We start from the raw sequence: 23,028 nt of genomic DNA, 5'->3' as shown, positions 1-23,028 counted from the left end.
TCCTCCGTCGGGTTTAGCTACATCCTCCGAGCAGGCACCGATCAATACGGCTTGCAACGCACGTGGCAAAGCGGAGCCGATAAAGATTGGGACTAGGCGGCGACGTGCTGGCTGACTGCCCCCGTGACCGGCTCCAGGGCCAGCTCCAACACCTCGCGAACGTCGCTGACCGGATGCACGGTGAGCGCCTGGCGCACCTCCTCGGGCACCTCGTCCAGGTCAGGCTCATTGCGACTCGGGATGAGGACCGTGGTGATGCCGGCCCGGTGCGCGGCCAGCAGCTTCTGCTTCAGCCCGCCGATCGGGAGCACCCTTCCGGTCAGCGAGATCTCACCGGTCATCGCCACGTCCGAGCGCACCAGCCGGCCGGACAGCAGCGAGGCCAGCGCCGTGGTCAGAGTGATCCCGGCGCTCGGGCCGTCCTTGGGCACCGCGCCGGCCGGGAAGTGGATGTGCACTCCGCGATCGGCCAGTTCGGACACCGGCAGCTGCAGCGCCGCCCCATGCGAGCGCAGGTAGGACAGCGCGATCTGCGCCGACTCCTTCATCACCTCGCCCAGCTGACCGGTCAGCCGCAGCTCGGTCGGGCCGGTCCCGGCGTCGGCCAGCGATGCCTCCACGAACAGCACGTCACCACCCGCCCCGGTCACCGCCAGCCCGGTCGCCACGCCCGGCGCCGCCGTCCGCTCCGCTGTCTCGGGGGTGTGCCGGGGACGTCCGAGGTAGCCGCGCAGGTCATCGGCGCCCACCGTGATCGGCTCGTCCGAGCCGGCGGCGCCCGCCTCGGCCAACGCGGCCCGAGCGGTGATCTTGCGCAAAATCCGGGCGATCAGCCGCTCCAGCTCACGCACCCCCGCCTCGCGGCTGTACTCGGCGGCCAGCCGGCTCAGCGCCTGGTCCTCGACGCTCACCTCGTCCGGGCTGAGGCCGGCCCGTTCCAGTTGCCGGGGCAGCAGGTGGTCACGCGCGATGACAACCTTCTCGGCCTCGGTGTAACCGTCCAGGCGCACCAGCTCCATCCGGTCCAGCAGCGGCGCCGGAATCGAGTCGAGCACGTTGGCGGTCGCCAGGAACAGCACGTCGGACAGGTCCAGCTCGACCTCGAGGTAGTGGTCGCGGAAGGTGTGGTTCTGCGCCGGGTCCAGCACCTCGAGCAGCGCGGCGGTGGGATCACCGCGGTAGTCCGAGCCGAGCTTGTCGATCTCGTCCAGCAGCACCACCGGGTTCATCGAGCCTGCCTCGGAGATCGCCCGCACGATCCGTCCCGGCAGGGCGCCGACGTAGGTGCGCCGGTGGCCGCGGATCTCGGCCTCGTCGCGCACCCCGCCCAGGGCGACCCGGACGAAGTCGCGGCCCATCGCGCGGGCGACCGACTCGCCCAGCGAGGTCTTGCCCACGCCCGGCGGGCCGACCAGTGCCAGCACCGCGCCGCTGCGCCGGCCGCCGATGACGCCCAGCCCGCGGTCAGCGCGGCGGCGGCGCACCGCCAGGTACTCGATGATCCGCTCCTTGACGTCGTCCAGGCCGGTGTGGTCGGCGTCCAGCACCGCTCGCGCCTGGCTGATCTGATAGGAGTCCTCGGTCCGGGTGTTCCACGGGATCTGCAGGACGGTGTCCAGCCAGGTGCGGATCCAGCCGACCTCCGGTGACTGGTCAGAGGTGCGCTCCAGCTTGTCCACCTCGGCCAGAGCAGCCTCGCGCACCTTGTCCGGCAGCTCGGCTGCCTCGACCCGGGCCCGGTAGTCCTGCTCCTCCGAGGCCGGCGTGCCGTTCAGCTCGGACAGCTCCTTGCGCACGGCCGCCAGCTGCTGGCGCAGCAGGAACTCACGCTGCTGCTTGTCCATGCCTTCGGCGACGTCCTTGCGAATCGTCTCGGCGACGTCGAGCTCGGCCAGGTGCTCCCGGCTCCAGGTGATCAGGCGGTCCAGCCGCTCGGCGACGCTTGCCGTCTCGAGCAGCCAGATCTTGCGCTCGTTGCTCAGGTAACCGGCGTAGCCGGCCAGGTCGGCCAGCGCCGACGGGTCGGCCATCGACTGGACGGTGTCGATGAACTGGAACGCGCCACGCTGCTGCAGAATGGTGGTCGCCAGCGCCCGGTACTCCTTGGCCAGCTCCCGCACCCGGCCGGCCGGCTCGGTGACCTCGTCCACGGTGGCCGTCTGCACCCACAGGGCCGCGCCCGGGCCGGTGGCGCCGGCGCCGATCCGCGCCCGGGACGCGCCGCGGACCACGGCCGCCTGCTCGCCGCCGGGCAGCCTGCCGATCTGCTCGATGACCGCGACGGCGCCGACGCTGGCGTACTTGCCGTCCAGCCTGGGCGCCAGCAGCACCCGGGCTGGCTCGTCCGAGCCTGGCGTCAGTGACGCCTGAGCGGCCTCGACCGCGGCGCGCACCTCGGCTGCCGAGAGCTGGAGCGGAACGACCATGCCCGGCAGCACGACCACGTCGTCCAGCGGGAGCATCGGCAGAGCAAGGGTTTCAGTCATGTGTTCCATCCCCACTAGAAAGTTGAGTCACTCTCACTCAACTACCGGTCAAGGGGGTTTGTTTCTCTGCGGCGTTCGCTGACAGAGATCACCCGCTGACCACTGGATGGGCGCTGCGGCGCAGCGCGCCGGATGCGCATCCCAAGTGGTATGCATCGCGGGTAAGCTGGTGCGGTGACCACCCAGATCGCGATCCGGCTGCACGAGCAAGAACTCGCCGCGCTGGACCGCGAAGTGGCCGAAGGCCGCGCTGCCAGCCGCGCCGACGCGGTTCGACGCGGCATCGCCTTCCTCGAACGCGCTCAGCGGTACCGCGGCGAGGAGGAGAACCTGCTCCGGCTGGCCCGCCAGGCCGATGTGGTTTATCCGGATCTGGAGGTGCTGCTGGACCTGCCGCACCCCACGCTCGACTGAATGCGCGCCATCGCCCTGGTGACCCTGGACAAGCCACGACCCGCGCTCATCCTGACCCGAGCATCGGCACTGCACCTGCTCACCTGGGTGAGCGTCGCGCCGATCACCAGCACGATTCGCGGCCTCACCAGCGAGGTGCCGGTCGGTGCCCGCAACGGCCTCGACCACGACAGCGTGGTGAGCTGCGACAACATCACCACTGTTCGCCGGGAGGCAGTCGGAGCCACCATCGGCCTGCTCTTCGACGACCAGGAGCCAGCTCTGGCCAGGGCGATCAGCGACGCCTTCCAGCTCTACCTCGGCTGAGCCGAGCGCGTCGGCCGACGCGGCGAACCGGCCGGTCGAAGACTCGACCGGCCGGCCCAGCTCACGCCTACGGCTTGACCACCAGCGCGCTCCCGCCACCGAGCCGGACCGGCTCGGCCGCGGCCTGGAAGCGGTTGCCCGGCAGGAACTCGATGCCGGTGGCGTTGCCGATGTAGTTGTCGCGCGGCAGCACCGGCCCGGTCTGCTGCCGGAACTGCTCGCCGTACTGCGCGGTCAGCGCGGCCGCCTCCGGGGTGTTCAAGAAGGCCGGCTCGGCGTCGGTCAGCGCGCCGTTGCGCTGGCTGGCCCGCGGCGCGGCGATCGCGGCCGGCAGGCTCATCCCGAAGTCGATCCGGTTGATCAGGATCTGCAGCACCGTGGTGATGATGGTCGCGCCGCCCGGCGAGCCGACGGTGAAGTACGGCGCGCCGTCCTTGAGCACGATGGTCGGGTTCATGCTCGAGCGCGGCCGCTTGCCCGGCGCGGGCAGGTTCGGGTCATACACACCGGGCGCCGACGGGGCGAAGTCGAAGTCGGTCATCTCGTTGTTCAGCAGGAAGCCGCGGCCCGGCACGGTGATGCCGCTGCCGGCCAGCTGCTCGATGGTGTTGGTGTAGCTGACGACGTTGCCCCACTTGTCGGCGGTCACCAGGTGGTTGGTCTGGGTGCCCTCGTGCACCGGGTGCTGCGCGGCGGTCGGAGCCGAGCAGCCGGTGTAGGGCGGGAACGGCTTGCCCGGCGCGACCGGCGAGGTCAGCGCGGTCTCGCCCACCAGGCAGCTGCGGGTGGCGGCGAACGCCGGGTCCAGCAGGCCGGCCTGCGGAACGGGCTCGTAGTCGGCGTCGCCGATGTAGGCGTTGCGGTCGGCGAAGGCCAGCCGGGACGCCTCCAGGTAGTGGAACAGCGCCCGCGCGCGCGGCTCGGCCGACAGGTCCCAGCGGCTGAGGATGTTCAGCGCCTCGCCGGTGGTCAGGCCGCCGCTGGACGGCGGCGCCATGCCGTAGACGTCCAGGCCCCGGTAGGTCACGTGGGTCGGCGTGCGCAGCTTGGCCACGTAGTTCTCGATGTCCCGCTCGGTCATGATGCCCGGGCGGACGGTGACGGGCGTGCCGGGGTGGACCGGCGGACGCTGCACCGTGCGGGCGATCTCCTCAGCCAGCTTGCCCTCGTAGAAGTAGTCCGGGCCGTGGCTGGCCAGCCGCTGGTAGGTGCGGGCCAGGTCCGGGTTGCGGAACCTGGAGCCGACCGGCAGCGGCTGGCCCTCGGGGGTGAGGAACAGCTTGCGGCTGCTGGTGAAAGCCTGCAGAGCGGTCAGCGCCTTCTGCTCCTGCTGGTTGAAGTCCGCGGTGACCGGGAAGCCGCGCTTGGCGATCTCGATGGCGGGCTTGAGGTTGGCGCGCAGGCTCTTGTTGCCGTAGTCCTCGACCGCCTTGGCCCAGGTGGCGACCATGCCCGGCACGCCGACCGACAGCCCCGAGATGCGGGCGTCTTGGAAGGGGTACGGCTTGCCGGTGCTCGGGTCGATGAACAGGTTCGGGGTGCAGGCCGCCGGGCAGGTCTCGCGGCCGTCGATGGTGATGACCTGCTTGGTCTTGGCCAGGTAGATCATCATAAATCCGCCGCCGCCAGGGCCGGCCACGAACGGCTGGGTCACCCCGAGCGTGCTGGCCACCGCGACCGCGGCGTCGACGGCGTTGCCGCCGGACTTCAGGATCTCGATTCCGGCCCTGCTGGCGTTGAACTCGGCCGAGGCGACCGCCCCGCCGCTGCCGGTGGCCACCGGCATCTTGGCGTAGCTGGGCTTGGACGATTTGGCGATCGCCGAAGAGCCGGTGGAGACCAGTGCCGTGGCGGTCAAGGCGGAGACCGCCACGGATGCGGTGAGCAGACGAGAATTCACTTCAGGACCCCCAGAGAGAGCAATAGGCCCCACTACCCGTACTCGGCTGCTTGCCGGGTGTCAACACCCGGCGATCTCACCTCAGCCGAGGCCTTCAGGGCGGGGCGGCGCCGATCCGGCAGTCGAGGACAGCGGCTCAGCCGGTCAGGTGGGCCAGCGCGACCGCGCCGGCCGTCGCGACGTTGAGAGAGTCGACCCCGTCGGCCATCGGAATCCGCACCCACTCGTCGGCGTCGGCCAGCGCGGCCTCCGACAACCCCGGGCCCTCGGCGCCCAACAGCAGCGCCCAGCGGTCCGGGCGCTCCAGCCTGGCCAGCGAGGCGGCCGCCGGGCGCGGCGTCATCGCCAGCAGCCGCACCCCGGCGGCTCGCAACAGCCGCAGCGAGGCCGGCCACGGCTCGTCGAGCACCGCGAAGCCGACCCCGAAGACGTGTCCCATCGAGACCCGGACGCTGCGCCGGTACAGCGGGTCGGCGCAGCGCGGGTCCAGCAGCACCGCGTCCACGCCGAAGGCGGCGCAGTTGCGAAAGACCGACCCGAGGTTCTCGTAGTCGTTGATCGACTCCAGCACCACGAACCGGTTGCCGGCGGCGATCAGCGACTCGGCGGCCACGGGCGGGGGCCGGTCGGCCGCGGCCAGCACGCCCCGGGTCACCCGGAAGCCGACCACGTCCGACAGCGTCCACTTGTCGAGCTCGTAGACGGCGACGTCGAGGCCGGCCAGCACCGGCGCCAGCGCCTCCAGCTTGGCCGGCACGCCGACCACGGCGCGGATCCGGTAGTCCGAGCGAGCCAGCCGCTGCACCACGTTGACGCCTTCGGCGATCACCACGCCGCGGCGTTGCGGCGAGGAGTCGGCCTGCATCAGATCGCGAAAGTCCGCCACCCGGGGGTCGGCGGCGTCGGTGATCAGCACGTGGCGCCCGCTGGAGCCGTTCACCCGAGGAACGGATGCGGCGCCAGCAGCCGATCCATCACCTGACTCGAGCCGACGTGGCGGTGCCGGGACAGGTAGCCGGCCACCACGAGCGTGGCGACCAGGCAGATCAGGCCGCCGCCGAGCATTCCCCAGCGCGGGCCGAACAGCTCCGCGACCCAGCCGACGATCGGCGCGCCGATCGGGGTTCCTCCCATGAAACACAGGATGTAGAGGCCCATCACCCGGCCGCGCATGGTCGGCTCCACCCCCAGCTGCACCGTGGCGTTGGCCGATTGGGCAAGGGTGATCATGGCAAAACCGGCCGGGACCAGCGCGAGGGCCAACAGCTCGAAGCTCGGCATCACCGCCGCCAGCACCTCGGTCAGGCTGAAGGCCAGCGCGGCGCCGACCAGGAACAGCCGGGTCGGCCGGTGTCGGCGGGTGGTCGAGGCCAGCGCCCCGAGCGTGGCCCCGACTGCCAGCATCGTCGACAGCAGCCCGAATGAGTCGGCGCCGCGATGAAAGACCTGCTTGGCGAACAGGGCGATGCTGATCTGGAAGTTCATGCCGAAGGTGCCGACTATGAACATCAGCAGCATCGGCAGGACCAGGTCTGATCGGGTGCGCACGTAGCGGATCGCCGCTCGGTACTGCCCAGGCTGTCGCCGCACCGGGTCGCTGGGGATCAACTCCGCCGCGCGCATCAACACCAACCCGCCCAGCACCGCGACGCTGGACACCGCGTTGCCCAAAAACGCCCAGCCGGTGCCGAAGGCGGTGATCACCAGCCCGGCGACCGCCGGGCCGATGATCCTGGCCAGATTGAAGTTCATGGAGTTCAGCGCCACCGCGTTCGGCAGGTCGGCAGGGCCGACCATCTCCACCACGAAAGACTGCCGGATCGGGGTGTCGAGCGCTGAGAACACCCCGAGCAACGCGGCCAGCGCGAAGACCTGCCAGAGTGTGACCACGCCGCTGACATCGAGCAGCCCCAGCGCCAGCGCGGTGAGCCCCATGCCGGTTTGGGTCGCCAGCATCAGCTTGCGCTTGTCGCCCCGATCTGCCAGCGCTCCCCCGTAGAGCGAGAGCAACAGGGCGGGGGCGAACTGCAGGGCGGTGACGATCCCCAACGCGGCGCCCGAATCGGTCAATTCCAGCACCAGCCAGTCCTGCGCCACCCGCTGCGCCCAGGTGCCGGTGAGCGAGATCAGCTGGCCGGAGAAGTACAGCCGGTAGTTGCGGACCGCCAGCGAGCGGAGCGGGCTCGGCCAGCGGCCTCGGCTCACCGGGGCGGGCTCGGCCACACCCGCCGGAGTTGGAGCGGCCGGCGACGGGCTCACCGGCGCCAGGCCCACCTCGGCGCCCGGCTCGTCGGCGTCGGCGCCTGGAATTCGCGCCGCGCTCACTCCGAGCCGATCCTGTCCAGGACTTCGACCGCCTCACCTAGCTTGCGCAGGTCCTCGGCCGAGAACTCGACCAGGCGCTTGGCCAGCCACTCGTCCCGGGCGCGGGTCTCCTCGGCCAGTAGTTCCAGGCCCGCCGGGGTGATCGCGATGATCGACTGCCGGCGGTCCTCGGGGTGGCTGGACCGCTCGATCCAACCGGACTGCTCCAGCGCGGCCAGGATCTTGGTCATCGACGGCGGTTGCACGCGCTCCACCATCGCGATCTCACCGGCGCTCAGCGGACCGCATTTGCCGACGGTGTCCAGCGCCGAGAGTTGCGACAGCGTCGCGGCCATGTCGACCCGCTGCGAACGCAGCCGGCGGGCGGCGCGCAACAGCGAGAGCCGCAGCGCGGAGGCCAGTTCAGCGTGATCCGGCGGCATGTGACTCATCTTTTTTAGCCTAGCTAACGAAGAACTCCGGGGCCACCGCGCCTGCTCGCTCAGCAGATCGACGCTTAGCTGGTCGACGCTCAGCTGATCCCGAACAGCGTCTTGAGCGGCTCGAGCGCGAAGTAGATCGCGAAGAAGACCGCCACTCCCCACATCAACGGGTGCACCACCCGGGCCTTGCCGACGGCTGCCTGCAACACCACGTAGCTGACGAAACCGACGCCCACCCCGTTGACGATCGAGTAGGTGAACGGCATCAGCACGATGGTGAGAAAGGCCGGCACCGCCAGCTCGATGCTGTGGAAGTCGATGTTGCGCACCTGGCGCATCATCAGCACGCCGACCACCACCAGCGCCGGCGCGGCCGCCTCGGACGGCACGAACTGCGCCAGCGGCGAGAGGAACACCGTTATTCCGAAGAGCAGTCCGGTGACCACCGAGGCAAGGCCGGTCCGGGCGCCGTCGCCGATGCCGGCGGCCGACTCGATGTAGGTGGTGGCCGAGGACGCCCCAGCGGCGCCACCGGCGACCGCGGCGAGGCCGTCCACCAGCAGCACCGGCTGAAGGTTGGGCAACTGGCCGTCCTCGTCGAGCAGCTCGGCCTCCTGCGCCAGCCCGATGGTGGTGCCCATCACGTCGAAGAAGTCGCTCAGCACCAGGGCGAACACGATCACGACGGCTGCGACGATCCCGACCGCGGAGAACCCGGCGCCGAGCGAGAACTGCCCGAGCAGGCCCAGGTCCGGCGGGCCGAAGTCCTTGCCCTCGAAGGACGGCACGTTCAGCGCCCAGCCCTTGGGGTTGACCACCTTGCCGGTGGCGTCGGTCTGCGAGCCGATGTCGCCGACCGCCTCGACGATCACGGCCAGCACGGTGCAGACCACGATGCCGATCAGGATCGCGCCGCGGACGTTGCGGGCCATCAGCACGGCGGTCACCAGCACGCCGATCACGAAGACCAGCGTCGGCCAGCCGTTGAGGTGCCCGCCGATGCCGATCTCGACCGGGGTGCCCGCCCCGCGCCGGACGAAACCGGCGTCGACCAGCCCGATCAGCGCGATGAACAGCCCGATCCCGACGGCGATGGCGCTCTTGAGCTGAGGCGGGATGGCCCGGAAGACCGCGACCCGGAAGCCGGTCAGCACCAGCACCGTGATCACCAGGCCCTCGATCACCACCATGCCCATCGCGGCCGGCCACGACATCTGGGTCGCCACCTGGAAGGCGACGAAGGCGTTGAGCCCGAGGCCGGTGGCCAGCGCGAAGGGGTAGCGCCCGATCAACCCCATCGCGATCGTCAGCACGCAGGCGACCAGCGCGGTCACCGCGGCCACCGCGGCCAGGGCCGGCGCCTGGCCGCCGCCGAGGTAGTTGCCGTCGACGTCCTTGACCGTGCCGATGATCAGCGGGTTCAGCACCACGATGTAGACCATCGTCACGAAGGTCACCAGGCCGCCGCGGACCTCGCGGGAGACCGTCGAGCCCCGCTCGGTGATGGAGAAATAGCGGTCCAGGCCGGTGCGCGGCCGGGTGCTGCTCGATGCGGTCTCAGTCGACATGCTGCTCCAGGTGTCAGGCTCGGTCGCGGCGAATGCTCGGCGGTCCGCGACGGGGGTCGGTGGCGTAGCCTGCCCAATTGTGAGCAGGACTGGCAAGCCCGGACCCCCGACTGCCCCTGCGTCCACCCCCGACGGCCCGAATGACGTCCAGATGCTGAGCGTCAACGCCCGCCGGGTGGTGCTGGCCGGCACCGCCGCGTTCGGCCTGGCCTTTGTCGTCCTGCTGCCGTTCTGGTCCTGGCTGGGCGAGCACGACCACCGGGTCTGGCTGTGGACGGCGCTGGCGGGAACGGTGCTCGGCCTGCTGGCCTTGCCGCTGGTCCGCAAGCACACCGGTGAAGGCCGGCTTGGCTGAACTGGTCCGACACCGGCTCCGGCTGCGGGCCAGGCCCGGGGACCTGCTCAGGACACTGGCCCGCGCCGGTGAGCTGGACACCAGCGTGCTGGTCTGCCTGGCCGGACGCTGGGCCGGGCAGGCGCCACTGATCTGCTGGAACCCCGTCCGGACGGTCACCGACCCCCGACTGCTCGGCAAGGTCGGAGAGTTCGGCGGGGTCGGCGGGTTCGGCGAGGTCGGCGGCCGGGGGGCCGACGAGCTGACCGGCGCCGCGCCGGACGCGGTCGGAGGCGGCTGGTTCGGCTGGTGGAGCTACGACGGCCCATCCTGGTTCGGTCTCTTCGAGCAGGTGCTGCGCCGCGACTCCGACGGTGACTGGTGGCTGGAGTCGATCGCCGACGGCCCTGCCCGAGGCCTGGACGAGCAGGCCGCCGTTATCGAGCGGATCGGCGACACCGCGACGCCGCCGGTTCTGCAGCCACCGGTGATCAGCGGCCTCACCAGCACCCCGCGCCAACGGCACCTGGCCGCGGTGGAGCAGGCGATCGCCGCGATCCGGGCCGGGCAGCTCTACCAGGCCAACGTCTGCGCCCGCTTCGAGGGACGGCTGACCGGTTCGCCGGTCGAGCTGTTCGCGACCGGCCTGGACCGGTTGGCGCCGGACTACGCCGCGTTTGTGCAGACACCGGCCCGCACCGTGGTGAGCTTCTCACCGGAGCTGTTCCTGCGCCGGGAGGGCGATCAGGTGCGCACCGCGCCCATCAAGGGCACCCGGCGCCGGCTCGGAACGGCTGCTGACGCCGATCAGCTGATGGCACGAGATCTGGCGCACTCGGCCAAGGACCGTGCCGAGAACGTCATGATCGTGGACCTGATGCGCAACGACCTGTCCAGGGTGTGCCTGCCCGGCAGCGTCGACACCCCGACGTTGCTCAGCGTGCGGCCCGGGCCAGGCGTCTGGCATCTGGTCTCGGAGGTGACCGGCCGGCTGAGCCCCGACGCCACCGACTCCGACCTGCTGAGCGCCTGCTTTCCGCCCGGTTCGGTCACCGGAGCGCCGAAGATCCGCGCGCAGCAGCTGATCGAGGACCTCGAAGGCGCCGGGCGCGGGGTGTTCACCGGCGCGATCGGCTACCTGAGCCCGCTTCCGGCCCAGCCCGCTGCCGGCCGGCCGGGCCGGGCCGAGTTCAACGTCGCCATCAGGACGTTCGAGATCTCCGGCGACCGGATAGAGCTAGGCGTCGGCGGCGGGATCACCGCTGACTCGGCGCCGATGCAGGAATGGCAGGAGTGCCTGGTCAAGGCGGCGCCGCTGCTGGCTCTCGGCGGCGCGACGGTGGACGGCGACCGGCCGCTGCCGGCGCCGGCGGTGGTGCGAGCCGAGGACGGGGTCATCGAGACCATGCTCGCGGTGGACGGCCGGATCGTGGCGCTGGCCGATCACCTGGCCCGGCTGCAGTCGTCCTGCCTGGAGCTCTACCGCATCAGGCTGCCCGCCGAGCTGCCCCGGCAGCTGCACCAGGCGGTGGCCGGCGGCGCAGGCCGGCGGCGGGTGCGGCTGCGCTTCGGGCCGGGGCTGCGCCACCCCGAGATCGACGTGGCGCCGGCCCCGGAGGCAGGCGCCGGCGTGGCGCTGCACTGCCACGCCGGGCGCAGCGGCAACTGGCGGCACAAGTGGGCCGACCGCGAATGGCTCACCGGGCTGGAACGAGCCGGCAGCTGGCCGCTGTTCACCGAGCCGGGCCCGGACGGGGCCGAGCTGGCGCTGGAGACCAGCCGCAGCAACCTGGCGGTGATCTGCCGGGACGGCGTGCTGCGGACGCCGGTGCTAGCGGAGAACGTCCTGCCCGGGATCACCCGGCGACGGCTGTTGGACGCCGCCCTGGACCGCGGCTGGCCGGTCCTGCTCGGGCCGGTCCTGCTCAGCGAGGTCCGCGACGCCCGGCTGGTGCTCAGCCTGTCCAGCATCCGCGGCGCCGCCGTCGTCGAATCCCTCGACGGGAACCGCCTCGACGTCGACACAGCCCTGCTCGCCGAGCTCAGCGGCTGGCTCGGCTGACAAGCCGCCCCGCCCACGCTTGGTCAGGCGCGCGCTAGCTGGAATGCGTGCGGGAGTCCAACTGCGCCAGCAATCGAGGCGTCGCGCGGCTGGCCCACGCCTGCGTCAGGTACTCCTCGACCAGCTCGTGACCGGCGACGTCGAGATCGAATGCGACGCCGAGGACCTTGGCTCCCCAGCGAACCGGCTCGCAACAGTCAGGATGTCGCTGAACCGCTGACTGTATCGATTCTTCATCGACGAACACCCGCAGCGACTGCGGTGTCGGCAGCGTGGCGAAGATCTTCTTGCCCACCCTGAACGACGGAATACCGTGATGATCCTGCTCGACAGCCCCCGGCAGGCTGAGCGCGCAACGCCGTGCTCGGTCCTCCGGCGTGCCAGCGCTCGCTGCTCGCACCGGCCGTTGTGCCTGGAAGTCAGAGGGGCCGGACAGTGGTGGCTTCCCCATCGGCTTCCCGGCTGGCCACTGGCTGAGCCTCTGCCTCGGTGTCTGCCTCGGTGTCTGCCTCGGTGTCTGCCTCGGCCTCTGCCTCGGCCGGCTCGGTGTCTGCCTCTGCCGTGGCCGGCTCGGGGTCTACCTCTGCCTCGGCCGGCTCGGCGTCTGCCTCTGCCGTGGCCGGCTCGGCGTCGGAGTCCTCGACGTCCCCGGTGTCACGGGGCAGCAGGTCGATCAGCTCGTCCTCGAAGACCTCGCCCGACTCGTCGGCCACCGGCTCCAGCACCACTTCTGAGTGCGCCCCGCAGCCGTACTCGACCGACACCACGTGCCCGTCGGCCTCGACGACCTCGTTGCCGCACACCCCGAAGCCGGCCTGCAGCGAACCGGCCAGCGGCAGGAAGAAGCCGCAGGTGCCGCAGTTGGCGGGCGCCTGCTTGGCCATCGGGCTGTCCGGTCCGTGCGAGCTGGCGAACCAGCGCTCGGCGGCCTCCAGGCGGCCCAGCCGGGACAGCACCCGGACCCGGCCCAGGCCCAGCTCGAAGGCCACCTGCTCGACCTGAGGGTCGTCAGAGAGCAGGTAGGCCGGCGCCAGCCGGGGGTCATCAGGAGCGGTCGGCAGCAGGTCGCCGGGGCTGAGGTCACCCGGTTGCACCCGCTGGCTCCACGGCACCCACTCCGGCGCGCGCAGCGAGTGCTCACCCGGCAGCAGCACCACCTCGGCGACCGTCGGGTCCGCGTTCGGCGCCCGCACCACGGTGACGGCCCAGAACCAGCCGACGTAGCCGGGCAGCGAGGCGGCGAAGGCGTGGGTGACGGCCAGCTCGCCTTCGGGCTGCACACCGAGGTGCTCACCGACATCGGCGCCGGCCATGTCGACGGCGGCAGCCCTCGCCAGTTCCACCGCCGCGGCGGTGGCGGCGTCGACGGTCTGAGGTTGAGTCGACGAGCTCGGAGCGGTCACCACTGCATTGTCGCACCACCGCGGCCCGGTGAGCGCATTGCCGGGGCACCGACCGGCGCGGTGGGGCAGGATGGGACCGTGACGGTCGGAGACGGTTCACCCTGGGCCGGGCAGCCGGGCGCGGACGGCTATTCCGCCCCGACCTACTCCGACGCCGTCTCCCAGTCCACTTCGTCGCATGAGTCGGGCTCGCCCCGTGAGGGCGATCAGGCCGTCTCCGGCGGCGCGACGCCCGCTGGCAACGCCCCGGGCGGGCCTCGGGTGTCTGGCCCCCGGGTGCCCGGACGGCCCCGAGTCTCGGGCCGGTCCAGGGTGTCCAGCCGGCTCGGGGCAGAGGCAGGCCGCACCACGCCACGGGCGTCGGTCCGGCCGGTGAGCACCGGCAATGTGACGGTCACCCGGGCGGTGCTCTCGCGCAGCAGCTACCTCTCCCGGCTGCTCGCCCACAAAGTGCGCTCGGCCAGCGAAGCCGACGGCGCCCGCGAATCGGGCCTGACCGCGCTCATCTGGAACCAGGTGATGTCCTACGCCTCCGACGCGATGGTGACCGTCGCGCTGGCCGGCACGGTCTTCTTCTCCGCGCCGTCGGAGGCCCAGCGCGGCAACGTGCTGCTCTACCTGCTGATGACGATGGCCCCGTTCGCGATCGTGGCGCCGGTGATCGGCCCCGCTCTGGACCGAGTGCAGCACGGCCGGCGCCTGGTGATGGCCGGCACCGCGCTGGGCCGGGCGGTGCTGGCGATCGTGATGGCGATGCACTTCACCGACCTGCTGCTGCTGTTTCCGGCCGCGCTGGGCTCGCTGGTGCTGTCCAAGGCCTACGCGGTGATCAGATCCTCAGCCGCGCCCCGGCTGGTGCCTGCCAACCTGACACTGGTCGAGGCCAACGCCCGGCTGTCGATCTTCGGGCTGGCCGCCGCGCTGCTGGGCGGCGGGCTGGTCGGCGTGGCCATCAAGGTCACCGGCTCCTACCCGCTCGGCCTGTGGATCACCGCCACGGCCTTCACGGTGACCGGCGTCTCGGCGTTGCGGCTGCCCAAGATCGTCGACGCGCTGCCGGCCAGCCTGCGGGTGAAGGGCGACCTGCGCGCTGCCCGGGCCAGCCGGCGCCGGCCGCACGGGCTGGTGGGCCGGCTGGTGGAGTGGACCCGCCGCGGTTTCGCCCCACCGGTGATCGTGGCGCTGCAGGGCGAGTCGACCCTGCGCTGGCTGGCCGGCTTCCTGACCATGTTCCTGGTCTTCTACATCGAGTCGGTGTCACACGGCTGGCAGGCGGTGGCCAGCCTGGGCGCGCTGGGAGCGGCCAGCGGGGTCGGCAACTTCCTCGGCACCGGCATCGGCACCCGGCTGCGCATGGCCCGTCCGGACCTGATCATCCTGGTGTGCACCTGCGCCGCCGCCCTCGGCTGCGTGGTCACCGCGGCGCTGTTCAGCTTTCCGCTGGCGATTGCCGCGGTGCTGGTCAGCGCGGTGGCCAACGCGCTGTCCAAGCTCTCGCTGGACGCGATCATCCAGCGTGACGTGGCCGAATCGCTGCGGTCCTCGGCGTTCGGGCGTTCGGAGACCTTCCTGCAGCTGGCCTGGGTGCTGGGAGCGACGATCGCGCTGCTGCTGCCTGCCGGCAACGGCCGGCTCGGCTTCATAGTGATGGCCGGCGTGCTGGTGTCCGTCGCGGTCACCATGGCGCTGCACGAGCGGGCGCTGCGAGCGCACCGGTCCACGCCACCGCAAGCTCCCCTGGGCGCTGAAGGTAATCTCGCCGAGTGAGCGTGCCCCGTCTTCGCCCCCGCGCGCTGGCCGCCGGACTGGGCCTGGCCGCTACGGCGTCGGTGCTGGCCGGCTGCTCCGAGCCGCAGCCGAGCATCACGGTGCTCAGCGACAACCGTTCCAAGATCGTGCAGGCTCAGCCGGCCTGCACGGTGCTAGGCAGCTGCCAGCCGGTCCAGAGCCGGGTGCCCCAGGTGCCGGCGACCGGCGGCTCGCAGATACTGCTGGACGTGCCCAAGGAGCTGGCCGACGCCGGCTGGATCGTGGCGGCGTTCACCTCCGACGGCAAGACCAACACCGCGCTGAGCACCCCGGGGGCGGCCTCTCAGCCGATCAAGGGCCGGCACACCGTCCGGTTGCGGGTGCCCGCGGCCACCGAGGGCAGCTACTACCTGCAGGTCACCTCCCTGCGGCCGACCAACCAGCTCACCACCTGGCTGGTCGGCGTCCAGCTTCGGCAGTGATGAGCGCCTCGACCAGGATCGCCTCGGTCAGGATCCTGGTGGTGACCGCGGTCGAGGCCGAGCGCGACGCCGTGCTGGCCGGGCTTGCCGGGCGGCCGGCCGTCGGCGCCGTGCAGGGTGTGCGGGTGCACCGCGCGCTCACCGGCGCCGGCCTGCTCGACGTCGCCTGCGTGGGTGTCGGGCCGGTGGCCGCGGCGGTCGGCAGCGGCTGCCTGCTGCGCCAGCACTATGACCTGGCGCTGTCGGCCGGCATCGGCGGCGGCTTCGCGCCCGTCGAGGTGGGGGCGGTGGTGATCGCCGACGCTGTGGTGCACGCCGACCTCGGCGCCGAGACCGGCGATGGCTTCGTGTCGATGGCCGAGCTGGGCTGGGGCGCGGTGCGGTACCCGGTCGATGAGGCCTTGGCCGCTGAGCTGAGCCGCCGGACCGGCGCGGTCACCGGCGCGGTGCTGAGCGTCTCGACGGTGACCGGCAGCCAGCAGCGCGCCGATCAGCTGCTGGCCCGCCATCCCGACGCGGTCGCCGAGGCGATGGAAGGCGTCGGCGTGTGCCTGGCGGCCGGCCAGGCCGGGGTGCCCTTCGCCGAACTGCGCGCCATCGCCAACCCGGTCGGCCCGCGGGACCGCGAGGCCTGGCGAATTCCCGACGCGCTGGCCGCGCTGAGCGCCGCCTTCGGCCAACTGCTCGCCACGCCGCTGGGCGTCCGGGCCGCCGACGACGAGCCAGCGCCGGGCGCCGGCCGATGACCGCCCTGAAGCTGGCGTTCTCGCCCTGCCCGAACGACACCTTCATCTTTCACGCCTGGACGCACGGGCTGATCGCCGGCGCCCCGGCCACCGAGGTCACCTTCGCCGACGTCGACGTCACCAACACCGCCGCCGAGCAGGGCCGCTTCGACGTCGTCAAGGTCTCTTACGCCGCGCTGCCCTGGCTGCTCGAGCGCTACCGGCTGCTGCCGTGCGGCGGCGCGCTGGGCCGGGGTTGCGGCCCGCTGGTGCTCACCGCCGACGGCCGGACGAACCTCGACGGGGCGCGAGTGGCGGTGCCGGGCGAGCGCACCACCGCCTACCTGCTGATGCGGCTGTGGGCGGCCGGGCAGTCGCCGGCCTCCATCGAGGTGACGCCGTTCGCCGAGATCATGCCCGGGGTGCGCGACGGCCGCTTCGACGCCGGCCTGGTGATCCACGAGGCTCGCTTCACCTACCCGCGCTACGGCTTGCGGGCGCTGGCCGACCTGGGGCAGTGGTGGGAGCAGAGCACCGGGCGCCCGATTCCACTCGGCGCCATCCTGGCCCGTCGCGAGCTCGACGCCGCGGCGCTGACCGAGGCGCTGCGGGCCTCGGTGGACTACGCCTTCGCCCATCCGCAGGCCTCGGCGCAGTACGTGGCCGCGCACGCCGACGAGATGGACCCCGACGTGCAGCGCCAGCACATCGAGCTCTACGTCAACGCCTTCAGCCGGGACCTCGGCGAGGAGGGCTACGAGGCCATCGAGGTGCTCCTCGGCCGGGCGCGCCAGGCCGGGCTGGTGCCCGCCTTCGGCCCGCTGCGCTAGCGACCCACCCGCCCGGCCCGTTTCGGGCTGGCCGGCCGGAGGACCCGGTGCTTGCGCATTAGGGACGTAGCCCCCATTCTGTGGCTTCTTTGTAGATGCGTTACCTAAACAACCGCAATCACCACGGGGGACACACCATGCGAGTGCCGAAGCTTTTCTATGCCCTGGTCGCGAGCTGCGTGCTCGCCGCCCTGGCGCCGCTGGGCACGGCCCAGGCCGCGACCGGGCCCACGATCGACAACGCCAGCCTGACCAACGGCGGCAGGCCGTGCTCGGCGACCACCCCGCCGGTGACGCTGGGCTACTGGGCCACCTACCTCGAGGCGGCAGGGACGGACGACACCTACTCGTACTCCGGCTACAACTACACCTTCACCATCTGGCCGGTCGATGATCCGGCGGCCGCGACGAGCATCACCACATCGAGGACGGACTCGGGCGAGCTGGCCAGACCCCAAGTGCCTGCCGGCGTGCTCATCGACGGCGGCAGCTACGCCTGGCGGGTGCAGCTCACCACCGGCAACGGAACCTCACCCTGGTCCCAGGTCTGCACCTTCAGCTATGACCACACCGCGCCGGCGGCGCCGTCGGTCAGCTCCGCCAACTACCCGCCGTCCGGCCAGGGCGCGGCCCCGCTCGGCCAGCTCGCGCAGTTCACCTTCGACGCCGGCGGCGATGTGGACACGGCCGGCTTCCGGTACAGCTGGGGTTATCTGGGAGTGCTCGGCTGCTCCTTCGGCGCCCAACTGGTGTGTCCGGACTTCCTCAGCCAGCCCGGCACGGTGCGGGTCACCAGTCCCGGCGGCACCGCCTCCGTCACGCTCAATCCGGTCGGTCACGGTCCTCTGACCTTGGTGGTGGACGCCCTGGACGTCGCGGGCAACACGTCCTCGAACGTGCTGTACCAGGTCTTCATGCCGTACTCGGCCCCGACCGTCACCCAGGCGGTCAGCAACCCGATCTGCGGCAGCGTCGCCAAGCTGGTCTTCTCGCCACGTCCAGGACTCGGCCCGGTCAGCTCCTACACCTACTCCTTCGACCAGGGCGCTGCCGTCACCGTCCCGGCCGCTGCCGACGGCACGGCGCAGGTGTCGATCAAGGAGAACCGGGAGCCCGCGTTCATCGTGGTCTCCAGCACCGGCGCCGACGGGTTCCGGTCCAGCGAGGCCAACGTGTACCTCAACCTGAATCCGCAAGTCTCCGTCTATTCCGACGTGTACACCGACTACGGCCAACCCGTCGGCGGCATCGGCGTGACCAGCGAGTTCGCCTTCCAGCCGCCCTTCTCCGAGAGCGGGCCGCCGGCCGGGTTCAGCTACCGCTTCCCGAATGGCCAGACCAGGACGGTGGCCGCCACAGACGAGTTCGGCAGCGCCAGTGTGCAGTGGGCGCCGACCCGCGCCGGTCAGCAGACCCTGACAGTTCAGGCGATCAACGCCGACGGCTCACCCGGCACCTGTACGACCAGCTACACCTTCACCGTCGCACGCTAGGACCGGCTGCCGAGCCGGGGGCAGCACCGCCTCCCACGTCCGGACGCGCGAACGGGCCCCGGCAGTCACCTGCCGGGGCCCGTCACGTGCAAGACCGCTCAGCTCTCCAGGTTGTCGGCCACCGCCCGCAGCAGGGTGGCGACCTTCTTGCCCTCGGCCCGGTCGGGGTAGTGCCCCCGACGCAGGGAGTTGCCCACCTTGTCCAGCAGCTTGATCAGGTCCTCGACGATCGGCGTCATCTCATCGGCGGGGCGCCGGGTGGCCTTGACCACCGACGGCATCGGCTCGAGCAGCCGGACCTGCAACGCCTGGTTGCCCTTACGGCCCTGCACGATGCCGAACTCGACCCGTTGCCCGGGCTTGAGCTCGGGAACCCCGGCCGGGAGGGCGTCCTTGTGCACGAACACGTCGGCGCCCTCGTCATCGGCAAGAAAACCGAAGCCCTTTTCGGCGTCAAACCACTTAACCTTGCCGGACGGCATGACTGAACACCCCATTACTTCTGTCAAGACTGAATCACCTGTTGGTACCAGACTGCCAGCACCAGATTGTCTCAGTGCACACGATGACGCCCACACGTCGTGCGGGCGTCAAGGTCACAGGCTATCGCGCGCCCGCAGCCGGCCGCACCGGAGATACTGGAAGGCATGCCAGCAGCCGCTCGCCGCCCAGGCTTGACCCGGTTGGGCCTCGCCCTGTTCGCGGTCGGGCTGGTGTTCACAGCGGTCACCGTGCTGCCGTTCTTCCTGGGCCAGGGCAACCGGCCGCTCTGGCTCAACGCCGGCTGCCTGCTGGCGCCGATCGGGCTGACGCTGGCGCTGATCGGGGCGGTCCGGGCCGGCCGAGCCGACCAGCGAGCCGCCTCGGCGGCGGTCGACCAGCACGTCGGCTGAGACTGCCGACGCTCAGCGGCCGGCGCTCACCGACCGGTGCGCTCGGCGGCGCGCTCGGCGGCGCGCTCGGCGGCGGCGAGCCACTTGCGAGCCGACCGGTGCACGTCCTCGGGCAGCTCCGGGGCGCTCAGCAGCTTCGGGGCCAGGCTGCGGTCTCCGGTCAGGGCCCGCAGGGTCTGCGCCAGGGTCAGCCCGTGCGCCGGCCGGTCCAGCACCAGCACCTCGTCCCCGGCGGCGACCTCGCCCTCGGCCAGCACCCGCAGGTAGGCCCCGACCCGGCCCGACCGGGTGAACCGCTTGACGAGCCGGTCGACGTCCCAGTAGCTGGCGAAGGTGGAGCACGGCATCCGGGGCGCCGTCACCTGCAAGATGGCCCCGCCCACCTGCCAGCGCTCGCCGATCACCGCGTTGGTGACCTCCACGCCGCGCAGCGTCAGGTTCTCGCCCAGCGAGCCGGGGCCCAACTGCAGGCTCAGCTCACCGGCCAGCTCCCGCTGCCACCACTCGGTGTCCTCGATGGCGTAGGCGTACACCGCCTGATCGAGGCCGCCATGGTTGCGGGTGTCACAGATCGTGTCGCCGGCCAGCCCCAGCCGGCCGACCATCACCGGATGCACCACCGGGCGCTTGTCGATGCCGGTCTTGGCGGGCTTCTTGTTGGGCCGCGTTCCCGGGCGCACCGGTGGCGTGTCGATGACATGGGCGAGGTTGACCGCCACCACCCGCGAGTTCGCAGCCGCCACGGCGTCCACCCTAGGTCACATGGCACACTGATCATTCGGTCTCTGGCCGGAGCGGCGCCGGTCCGCGGCAGCTCTGGACAGGCCGAACCGACCACAGGCAGCGCGAGCACACGCAGAGGGTGACGCACATGGCAGACACCACGCCGCAGAGACAGCCGTACAACCAGCCCCAGCACACCTGGGACGACGCCTACCCAGAACACCCGGTGAACGAGCTCCTCTCAGACAAGGCCGGCTCACAGAGCCCGTTCGGCGACGACCTGACCTTCCCGCTGCCCGTCGAGCAGCTCTACTACCGCCACCCCGGCCCCGACAACCGGCCCCACCTCGCCGGCCGCTGAGCCTCGTCAAGCTGGAGTGACCGCGCAACCGCAGGCTTCCGCGCGCTCCGGCGCGGCGCAGTCACTGACCGAGTGGCTGCGGAGCTGGACCGACGCGCAGCTGGTGACGCTGCTGCGCCGTCGTCCCGACCTCGCCCTGCCTGCGCCGGTGGACCTGAGCACGCTGGCCAGCCGGGCCAGCGTCCGGACGTCCATCTCGCGCGCCCTGGACGGCGTGGACGCCTTCACCCTGCGGACCCTTGAAGTGCTGGTCTGCGCGGGTCCGGACGCCTCGTTGAGCACGGTGCGGGCCTGGTTCGCGCCTGAGCTGGCCGCCGACGTCGCAGCGGCGGTGGCCCGGCTGCAGGAGTGGGCGCTGGTCTGGGGCGCCACTGACCGGCTGCACCCGGTCGGCACCGTCCGCGAGGTGCTCGGACCGTATCCGGCCGGCCTGGGCCGCAAGGCGGCTGACCTGTACGCCGCGGTCAACGACATCGCGCTCGCTCCGCTGCTGCGCCGGCTGGGTTTGCCGCCGGCGACTCAGCCCCGCTCCGGCAACTCGGCCGCGACGGCGGTGGCACACCAGCTCGATGAGCTGCTGGCCCAGTGCTCGCCTGCCGAGCGCTCGATCCTGGAGCGGCTCTCGGCCGGCCCGCCGATCGGCGCGCTGCGCAACGCGCTGACCGGCCGGCAGCTGAGCGCCGAGACCGACAACCCGGCCCGCGGCCTGGTCGAGCGGGGCCTGCTCGTGCCGATCGACAACCACACCGTCGAGCTGCCCCGCGAGATCGGGCTTGCCCTGCGCTCGCAGCCGGCCGGCGAGGTGACGCCGCGGCCCCCCGAGATCCAGGCGCTCGAGCGCGGCGCCCCGGTGATCGACGGCGGCGGTTGCACCCAGGTGCTGGAGACCGTCCGGCTGGTCGAGCTGCTGCTCAACCAACTCGCCGCCGATCCGCCCGGGCTGCTGCGCGCCGGCGGCCTCGGGGTGCGTGAGCTACGCCGGCTCAGCCGGGCCCTGGACACCGGTGAGCCGGTCACCGCGCTGCTGATCGAGGTCGCGTTCGAGGCCGGGTTGCTGGCCAGCTCGACCAACGCCGACCCGGCCTACCTGCCGACCACCGAGTTCGACAGCTGGCTGCGGCGGGGCACTGCCGAGCGCTGGGTGCAGCTGGCGACAGCCTGGTTGTCGATGACCCGGTTACCCAGCCTGGTCGGCGCCCGCGACGAGCGGGACAAGACCATCGCGGCGCTGTCGGCGGACCTGGAGCGGCACAGCGCCCCGGCGTTGCGGCGCCAGCTGCTGAGCCTGCTCGCCGAGCTGGCCCCCGGCCTGGCGCCGGGCTCGGACGAGCAGGTGCTGGCCCGGCTCAGCTGGCAGGCGCCTCGGCGGGCCTCGGCCAGCCGCCGCAGCGCCGCCGGCATGCTCGCAGAGGCCGCCACCCTGGGCCTGACCGGCTACGGGGCGATCACCGGTTACACCCGGGCGCTGCTGGACGGCGCTGAGACCGGAGCGGCGCAGGCCGAGGCCAACGCGGCCAATGCCCTGACCGCGGCGTTGCCCGAGGCGGTCGAGGAGTTCCTGCTGCAACCGGACCTGACCGCCGTCGTCCCCGGGCCGCCGGCGCCGGACTTGCAGCGTGAGCTGAACCTGGTGGCCGATCTGGAGTCCACCGGCGGCGCGTCGGTGTACCGGGTCGGGCCGGTGAGCCTGCGGCGGGCCCTGGACGCCGGGCGCACCGGTTCGGACCTGCAGCAGTTCTTCGCCGACCGCTCCCGCACCCCGGTCCCCCAAGCCCTGCATTACCTGATCAACGACGTGGCCACCCAGCACGGCCGGCTGCGGACCGGCGCCGCCGCCAGCTACCTGCGCTGTGACGACGAGTCGCTGCTGAGCCGGGTGCTGGCCGAACCCGGGCTGGACTCCTTGGGCCTGGTCCGGATCGCCCCGACCGTGCTGATCTGCTCGGCGGCGATCTCCAGCGTGCTGGACCGGTTGCGCCGCGCAGGCTTCGCGCCGGCCGCCGAGTCCGCTGACGGGGCGGTGCTCAGCTTCGCCGCTGACGCGCCGCGGGTGCCGGGCCGCCAGCACTCCCGGATGTCGCGGAGCCGGACCAGCACGCTCGGTGAGAGCCAGCTGGTCGAGGTGGTGAACCGGCTGCGGGCCAGCGAGCGGTTGGCCGTGGCCGTCACGAACTCCACCAGCCGGGTCGCCCAACAGATTCCGGGAGTGACGTCGGCCTCGATCCTGGAGCTGCTTCGCACCGCCGTGCGGGAGGAGCTGACGATCGCGATCGGCTATGTCGATGACACCGGCACCCTGTCGCAGCGGACCATGCTGCCGATCTCGGTGGGCGGTGGCATGCTGCGCGGCTACGACCCCGCAGACGACCGCTTGCGCAGCTACCCGCTGCAGCGGATCACCACGGTCAGCCTGCTGGAGGAGTAAGCCGGCGGTGGCAGCGAAGCCAGCCAGCCGCCGGCGTGTGGCGGGAACATCGCCAAGTCCGAAATCCTTGGCACAATGGAGCACTTGGCCGCCACACCGCCAGTCCCGAACCACCATCCAACCCCGC

The 23,028-nt window shown here is 71.7% G+C and carries 21 protein-coding genes and 1 pseudogene; 12 read left to right on the top strand and 10 right to left on the bottom strand.

The genetic code is table 11. From position 1 onward, the window contains the following. Positions 1-92 precede the first annotated feature (92 nt). On the bottom strand, positions 93-2,486 hold the full coding sequence (lon, locus tag VGB75_19755) for an endopeptidase La (GenBank protein ID HEY0169284.1): 2,394 nt from the start codon (positions 2,484-2,486) through the stop codon (positions 93-95). A 174-nt stretch (positions 2,487-2,660) separates the two neighbouring features. On the opposite strand from lon, the gene VGB75_19750 reads away from it, so the two are divergent. Next, a complete protein-coding gene (locus VGB75_19750) occupies positions 2,661-2,900 on the top strand; it encodes a hypothetical protein (protein ID HEY0169283.1) in 240 nt (79 codons plus the stop codon). Next, on the top strand, positions 2,901-3,206 hold the full coding sequence (locus VGB75_19745; protein HEY0169282.1) for a type II toxin-antitoxin system PemK/MazF family toxin: 306 nt from the start codon (positions 2,901-2,903) through the stop codon (positions 3,204-3,206). It abuts the gene before it with no gap. 67 nt (positions 3,207-3,273) lie between these two features. Here VGB75_19745 and ggt read toward each other — a convergent pair whose 3' ends face one another. The 5 genes from ggt to VGB75_19720 form a co-directional block, all read right to left on the bottom strand. After that, the gene (ggt, locus tag VGB75_19740) at positions 3,274-5,079 is read right to left on the bottom strand and encodes a gamma-glutamyltransferase (GenBank protein ID HEY0169281.1); all 1,806 of its coding nucleotides are present in this window, start codon (positions 5,077-5,079) and stop codon (positions 3,274-3,276) included. A gap of 163 nt (positions 5,080-5,242) precedes the next feature. Continuing rightward, positions 5,243-6,046, bottom strand: a complete 804-nt coding sequence (locus tag VGB75_19735) for an RNA methyltransferase (GenBank protein HEY0169280.1) — start codon at positions 6,044-6,046, stop codon at positions 5,243-5,245. Then, the gene (locus VGB75_19730) at positions 6,043-7,431 is read right to left on the bottom strand and encodes an MFS transporter (protein ID HEY0169279.1); all 1,389 of its coding nucleotides are present in this window, start codon (positions 7,429-7,431) and stop codon (positions 6,043-6,045) included. Before VGB75_19730 ends, VGB75_19735 begins: the two co-directional genes overlap by 4 nt. Further along, on the bottom strand, positions 7,428-7,862 hold the full coding sequence (locus tag VGB75_19725; GenBank protein ID HEY0169278.1) for a MarR family transcriptional regulator: 435 nt from the start codon (positions 7,860-7,862) through the stop codon (positions 7,428-7,430). Before VGB75_19725 ends, VGB75_19730 begins: the two co-directional genes overlap by 4 nt. Positions 7,863-7,942: 80 nt before the next feature. Continuing rightward, positions 7,943-9,421 (bottom strand): NCS2 family permease, encoded by a 1,479-nt coding sequence (locus VGB75_19720; GenBank protein HEY0169277.1) that lies wholly within the window; start codon positions 9,419-9,421, stop codon positions 7,943-7,945. A 79-nt stretch (positions 9,422-9,500) separates the two neighbouring features. Here VGB75_19720 and VGB75_19715 point away from each other — a divergent pair, with 79 nt between their 5' ends. Continuing rightward, positions 9,501-9,776, top strand: a complete 276-nt coding sequence (locus VGB75_19715) for a DUF2530 domain-containing protein (protein HEY0169276.1) — start codon at positions 9,501-9,503, stop codon at positions 9,774-9,776. After that, positions 9,769-11,817 (top strand): aminodeoxychorismate synthase component I, encoded by a 2,049-nt coding sequence (locus VGB75_19710; protein HEY0169275.1) that lies wholly within the window; start codon positions 9,769-9,771, stop codon positions 11,815-11,817. Before VGB75_19715 ends, VGB75_19710 begins: the two co-directional genes overlap by 8 nt. Positions 11,818-11,851: 34 nt before the next feature. Here the strand turns inward: VGB75_19710 and VGB75_19705 are convergent, their stop codons facing one another. Both VGB75_19705 and VGB75_19700 read right to left on the bottom strand, forming a co-directional pair. Beyond that, entirely contained in the window at positions 11,852-12,268 is a 417-nt protein-coding gene (locus VGB75_19705; protein HEY0169274.1) for an MmcQ/YjbR family DNA-binding protein, read from the bottom strand. Continuing rightward, a complete protein-coding gene (locus VGB75_19700; protein ID HEY0169273.1) occupies positions 12,237-13,220 on the bottom strand; it encodes a DUF3027 domain-containing protein in 984 nt (327 codons plus the stop codon). The genes VGB75_19705 and VGB75_19700 overlap by 32 nt, the downstream gene beginning before the upstream one ends. A 78-nt stretch (positions 13,221-13,298) precedes the next feature. Here VGB75_19700 and VGB75_19695 point away from each other — a divergent pair, with 78 nt between their 5' ends. From VGB75_19695 to VGB75_19675, 5 genes are all read left to right on the top strand, one after another. After that, positions 13,299-14,987: an MFS transporter gene (locus tag VGB75_19695; protein ID HEY0169272.1), complete on the top strand. Its 1,689-nt coding sequence runs from the start codon at positions 13,299-13,301 to the stop codon at positions 14,985-14,987. Continuing rightward, entirely contained in the window at positions 14,984-15,451 is a 468-nt protein-coding gene (locus VGB75_19690; protein ID HEY0169271.1) for a DUF2771 family protein, read from the top strand. The genes VGB75_19695 and VGB75_19690 overlap by 4 nt, the downstream gene beginning before the upstream one ends. Further along, positions 15,451-16,197: a futalosine hydrolase gene (locus tag VGB75_19685; protein HEY0169270.1), complete on the top strand. Its 747-nt coding sequence runs from the start codon at positions 15,451-15,453 to the stop codon at positions 16,195-16,197. Before VGB75_19690 ends, VGB75_19685 begins: the two co-directional genes overlap by 1 nt. Further along, positions 16,194-17,006 (top strand): 1,4-dihydroxy-6-naphthoate synthase, encoded by an 813-nt coding sequence (locus VGB75_19680; protein HEY0169269.1) that lies wholly within the window; start codon positions 16,194-16,196, stop codon positions 17,004-17,006. Before VGB75_19685 ends, VGB75_19680 begins: the two co-directional genes overlap by 4 nt. Before the next feature lie 143 nt (positions 17,007-17,149). Next, entirely contained in the window at positions 17,150-18,499 is a 1,350-nt protein-coding gene (locus tag VGB75_19675) for a hypothetical protein (GenBank protein ID HEY0169268.1), read from the top strand. Between the two features lie 290 nt (positions 18,500-18,789). On the opposite strand, the pseudogene VGB75_19670 reads toward VGB75_19675, so the two are convergent. Continuing rightward, a pseudogene (locus tag VGB75_19670) lies at positions 18,790-18,981 on the bottom strand (cold-shock protein). A gap of 165 nt (positions 18,982-19,146) precedes the next feature. Here VGB75_19670 and VGB75_19665 point away from each other — a divergent pair. Beyond that, entirely contained in the window at positions 19,147-19,392 is a 246-nt protein-coding gene (locus VGB75_19665) for a hypothetical protein (GenBank protein HEY0169267.1), read from the top strand. 26 nt (positions 19,393-19,418) lie between these two features. Here VGB75_19665 and VGB75_19660 read toward each other — a convergent pair whose 3' ends face one another. Next, entirely contained in the window at positions 19,419-20,135 is a 717-nt protein-coding gene (locus VGB75_19660; GenBank protein HEY0169266.1) for an MOSC domain-containing protein, read from the bottom strand. Positions 20,136-20,263: 128 nt separating this feature from the next. Here VGB75_19660 and VGB75_19655 point away from each other — a divergent pair, with 128 nt between their 5' ends. Beyond that, on the top strand, positions 20,264-20,476 hold the full coding sequence (locus VGB75_19655) for a hypothetical protein (protein ID HEY0169265.1): 213 nt from the start codon (positions 20,264-20,266) through the stop codon (positions 20,474-20,476). 16 nt (positions 20,477-20,492) lie between these two features. Continuing rightward, positions 20,493-22,901 carry a helicase-associated domain-containing protein gene (locus VGB75_19650; protein HEY0169264.1) on the top strand — a complete coding sequence of 803 codons (2,409 nt, stop codon included), beginning with the start codon at positions 20,493-20,495 and terminating at the stop codon, positions 22,899-22,901. The last annotated feature ends 127 nt before the right edge of the window (positions 22,902-23,028 follow it).

The organism is Jatrophihabitans sp., from assembly GCA_036399055.1.
In the GTDB taxonomy this organism is placed as follows: domain Bacteria; phylum Actinomycetota; class Actinomycetes; order Mycobacteriales; family Jatrophihabitantaceae; genus Jatrophihabitans_A.
Note: the sequence above shows the minus strand (reverse complement) of the source record. Positions and strands in the feature narration are given on the sequence as shown.

Bases quoted from the DNA above. Each gene is read 5' to 3' on its own strand.
- lon (HEY0169284.1), bottom strand. From the start codon at position 2,486: ATGACTGAAACCCTTGCTCTGCCGATGCTCCCGCTGGACGACGTGGTC.
- VGB75_19745 (HEY0169282.1), top strand. From the start codon at position 2,901: ATGCGCGCCATCGCCCTGGTGACCCTGGACAAGCCACGACCCGCGCTC.
- VGB75_19725 (HEY0169278.1), bottom strand. From the start codon at position 7,862: ATGAGTCACATGCCGCCGGATCACGCTGAACTGGCCTCCGCGCTGCGG.
- VGB75_19720 (HEY0169277.1), bottom strand. From the start codon at position 9,421: ATGTCGACTGAGACCGCATCGAGCAGCACCCGGCCGCGCACCGGCCTG.
- VGB75_19705 (HEY0169274.1), bottom strand. From the start codon at position 12,268: ATGGGGAAGCCACCACTGTCCGGCCCCTCTGACTTCCAGGCACAACGG.
- VGB75_19685 (HEY0169270.1), top strand. From the start codon at position 15,451: ATGAGCGCCTCGACCAGGATCGCCTCGGTCAGGATCCTGGTGGTGACC.
- VGB75_19680 (HEY0169269.1), top strand. From the start codon at position 16,194: ATGACCGCCCTGAAGCTGGCGTTCTCGCCCTGCCCGAACGACACCTTC.
- VGB75_19665 (HEY0169267.1), top strand. From the start codon at position 19,147: ATGCCAGCAGCCGCTCGCCGCCCAGGCTTGACCCGGTTGGGCCTCGCC.
- VGB75_19655 (HEY0169265.1), top strand. From the start codon at position 20,264: ATGGCAGACACCACGCCGCAGAGACAGCCGTACAACCAGCCCCAGCAC.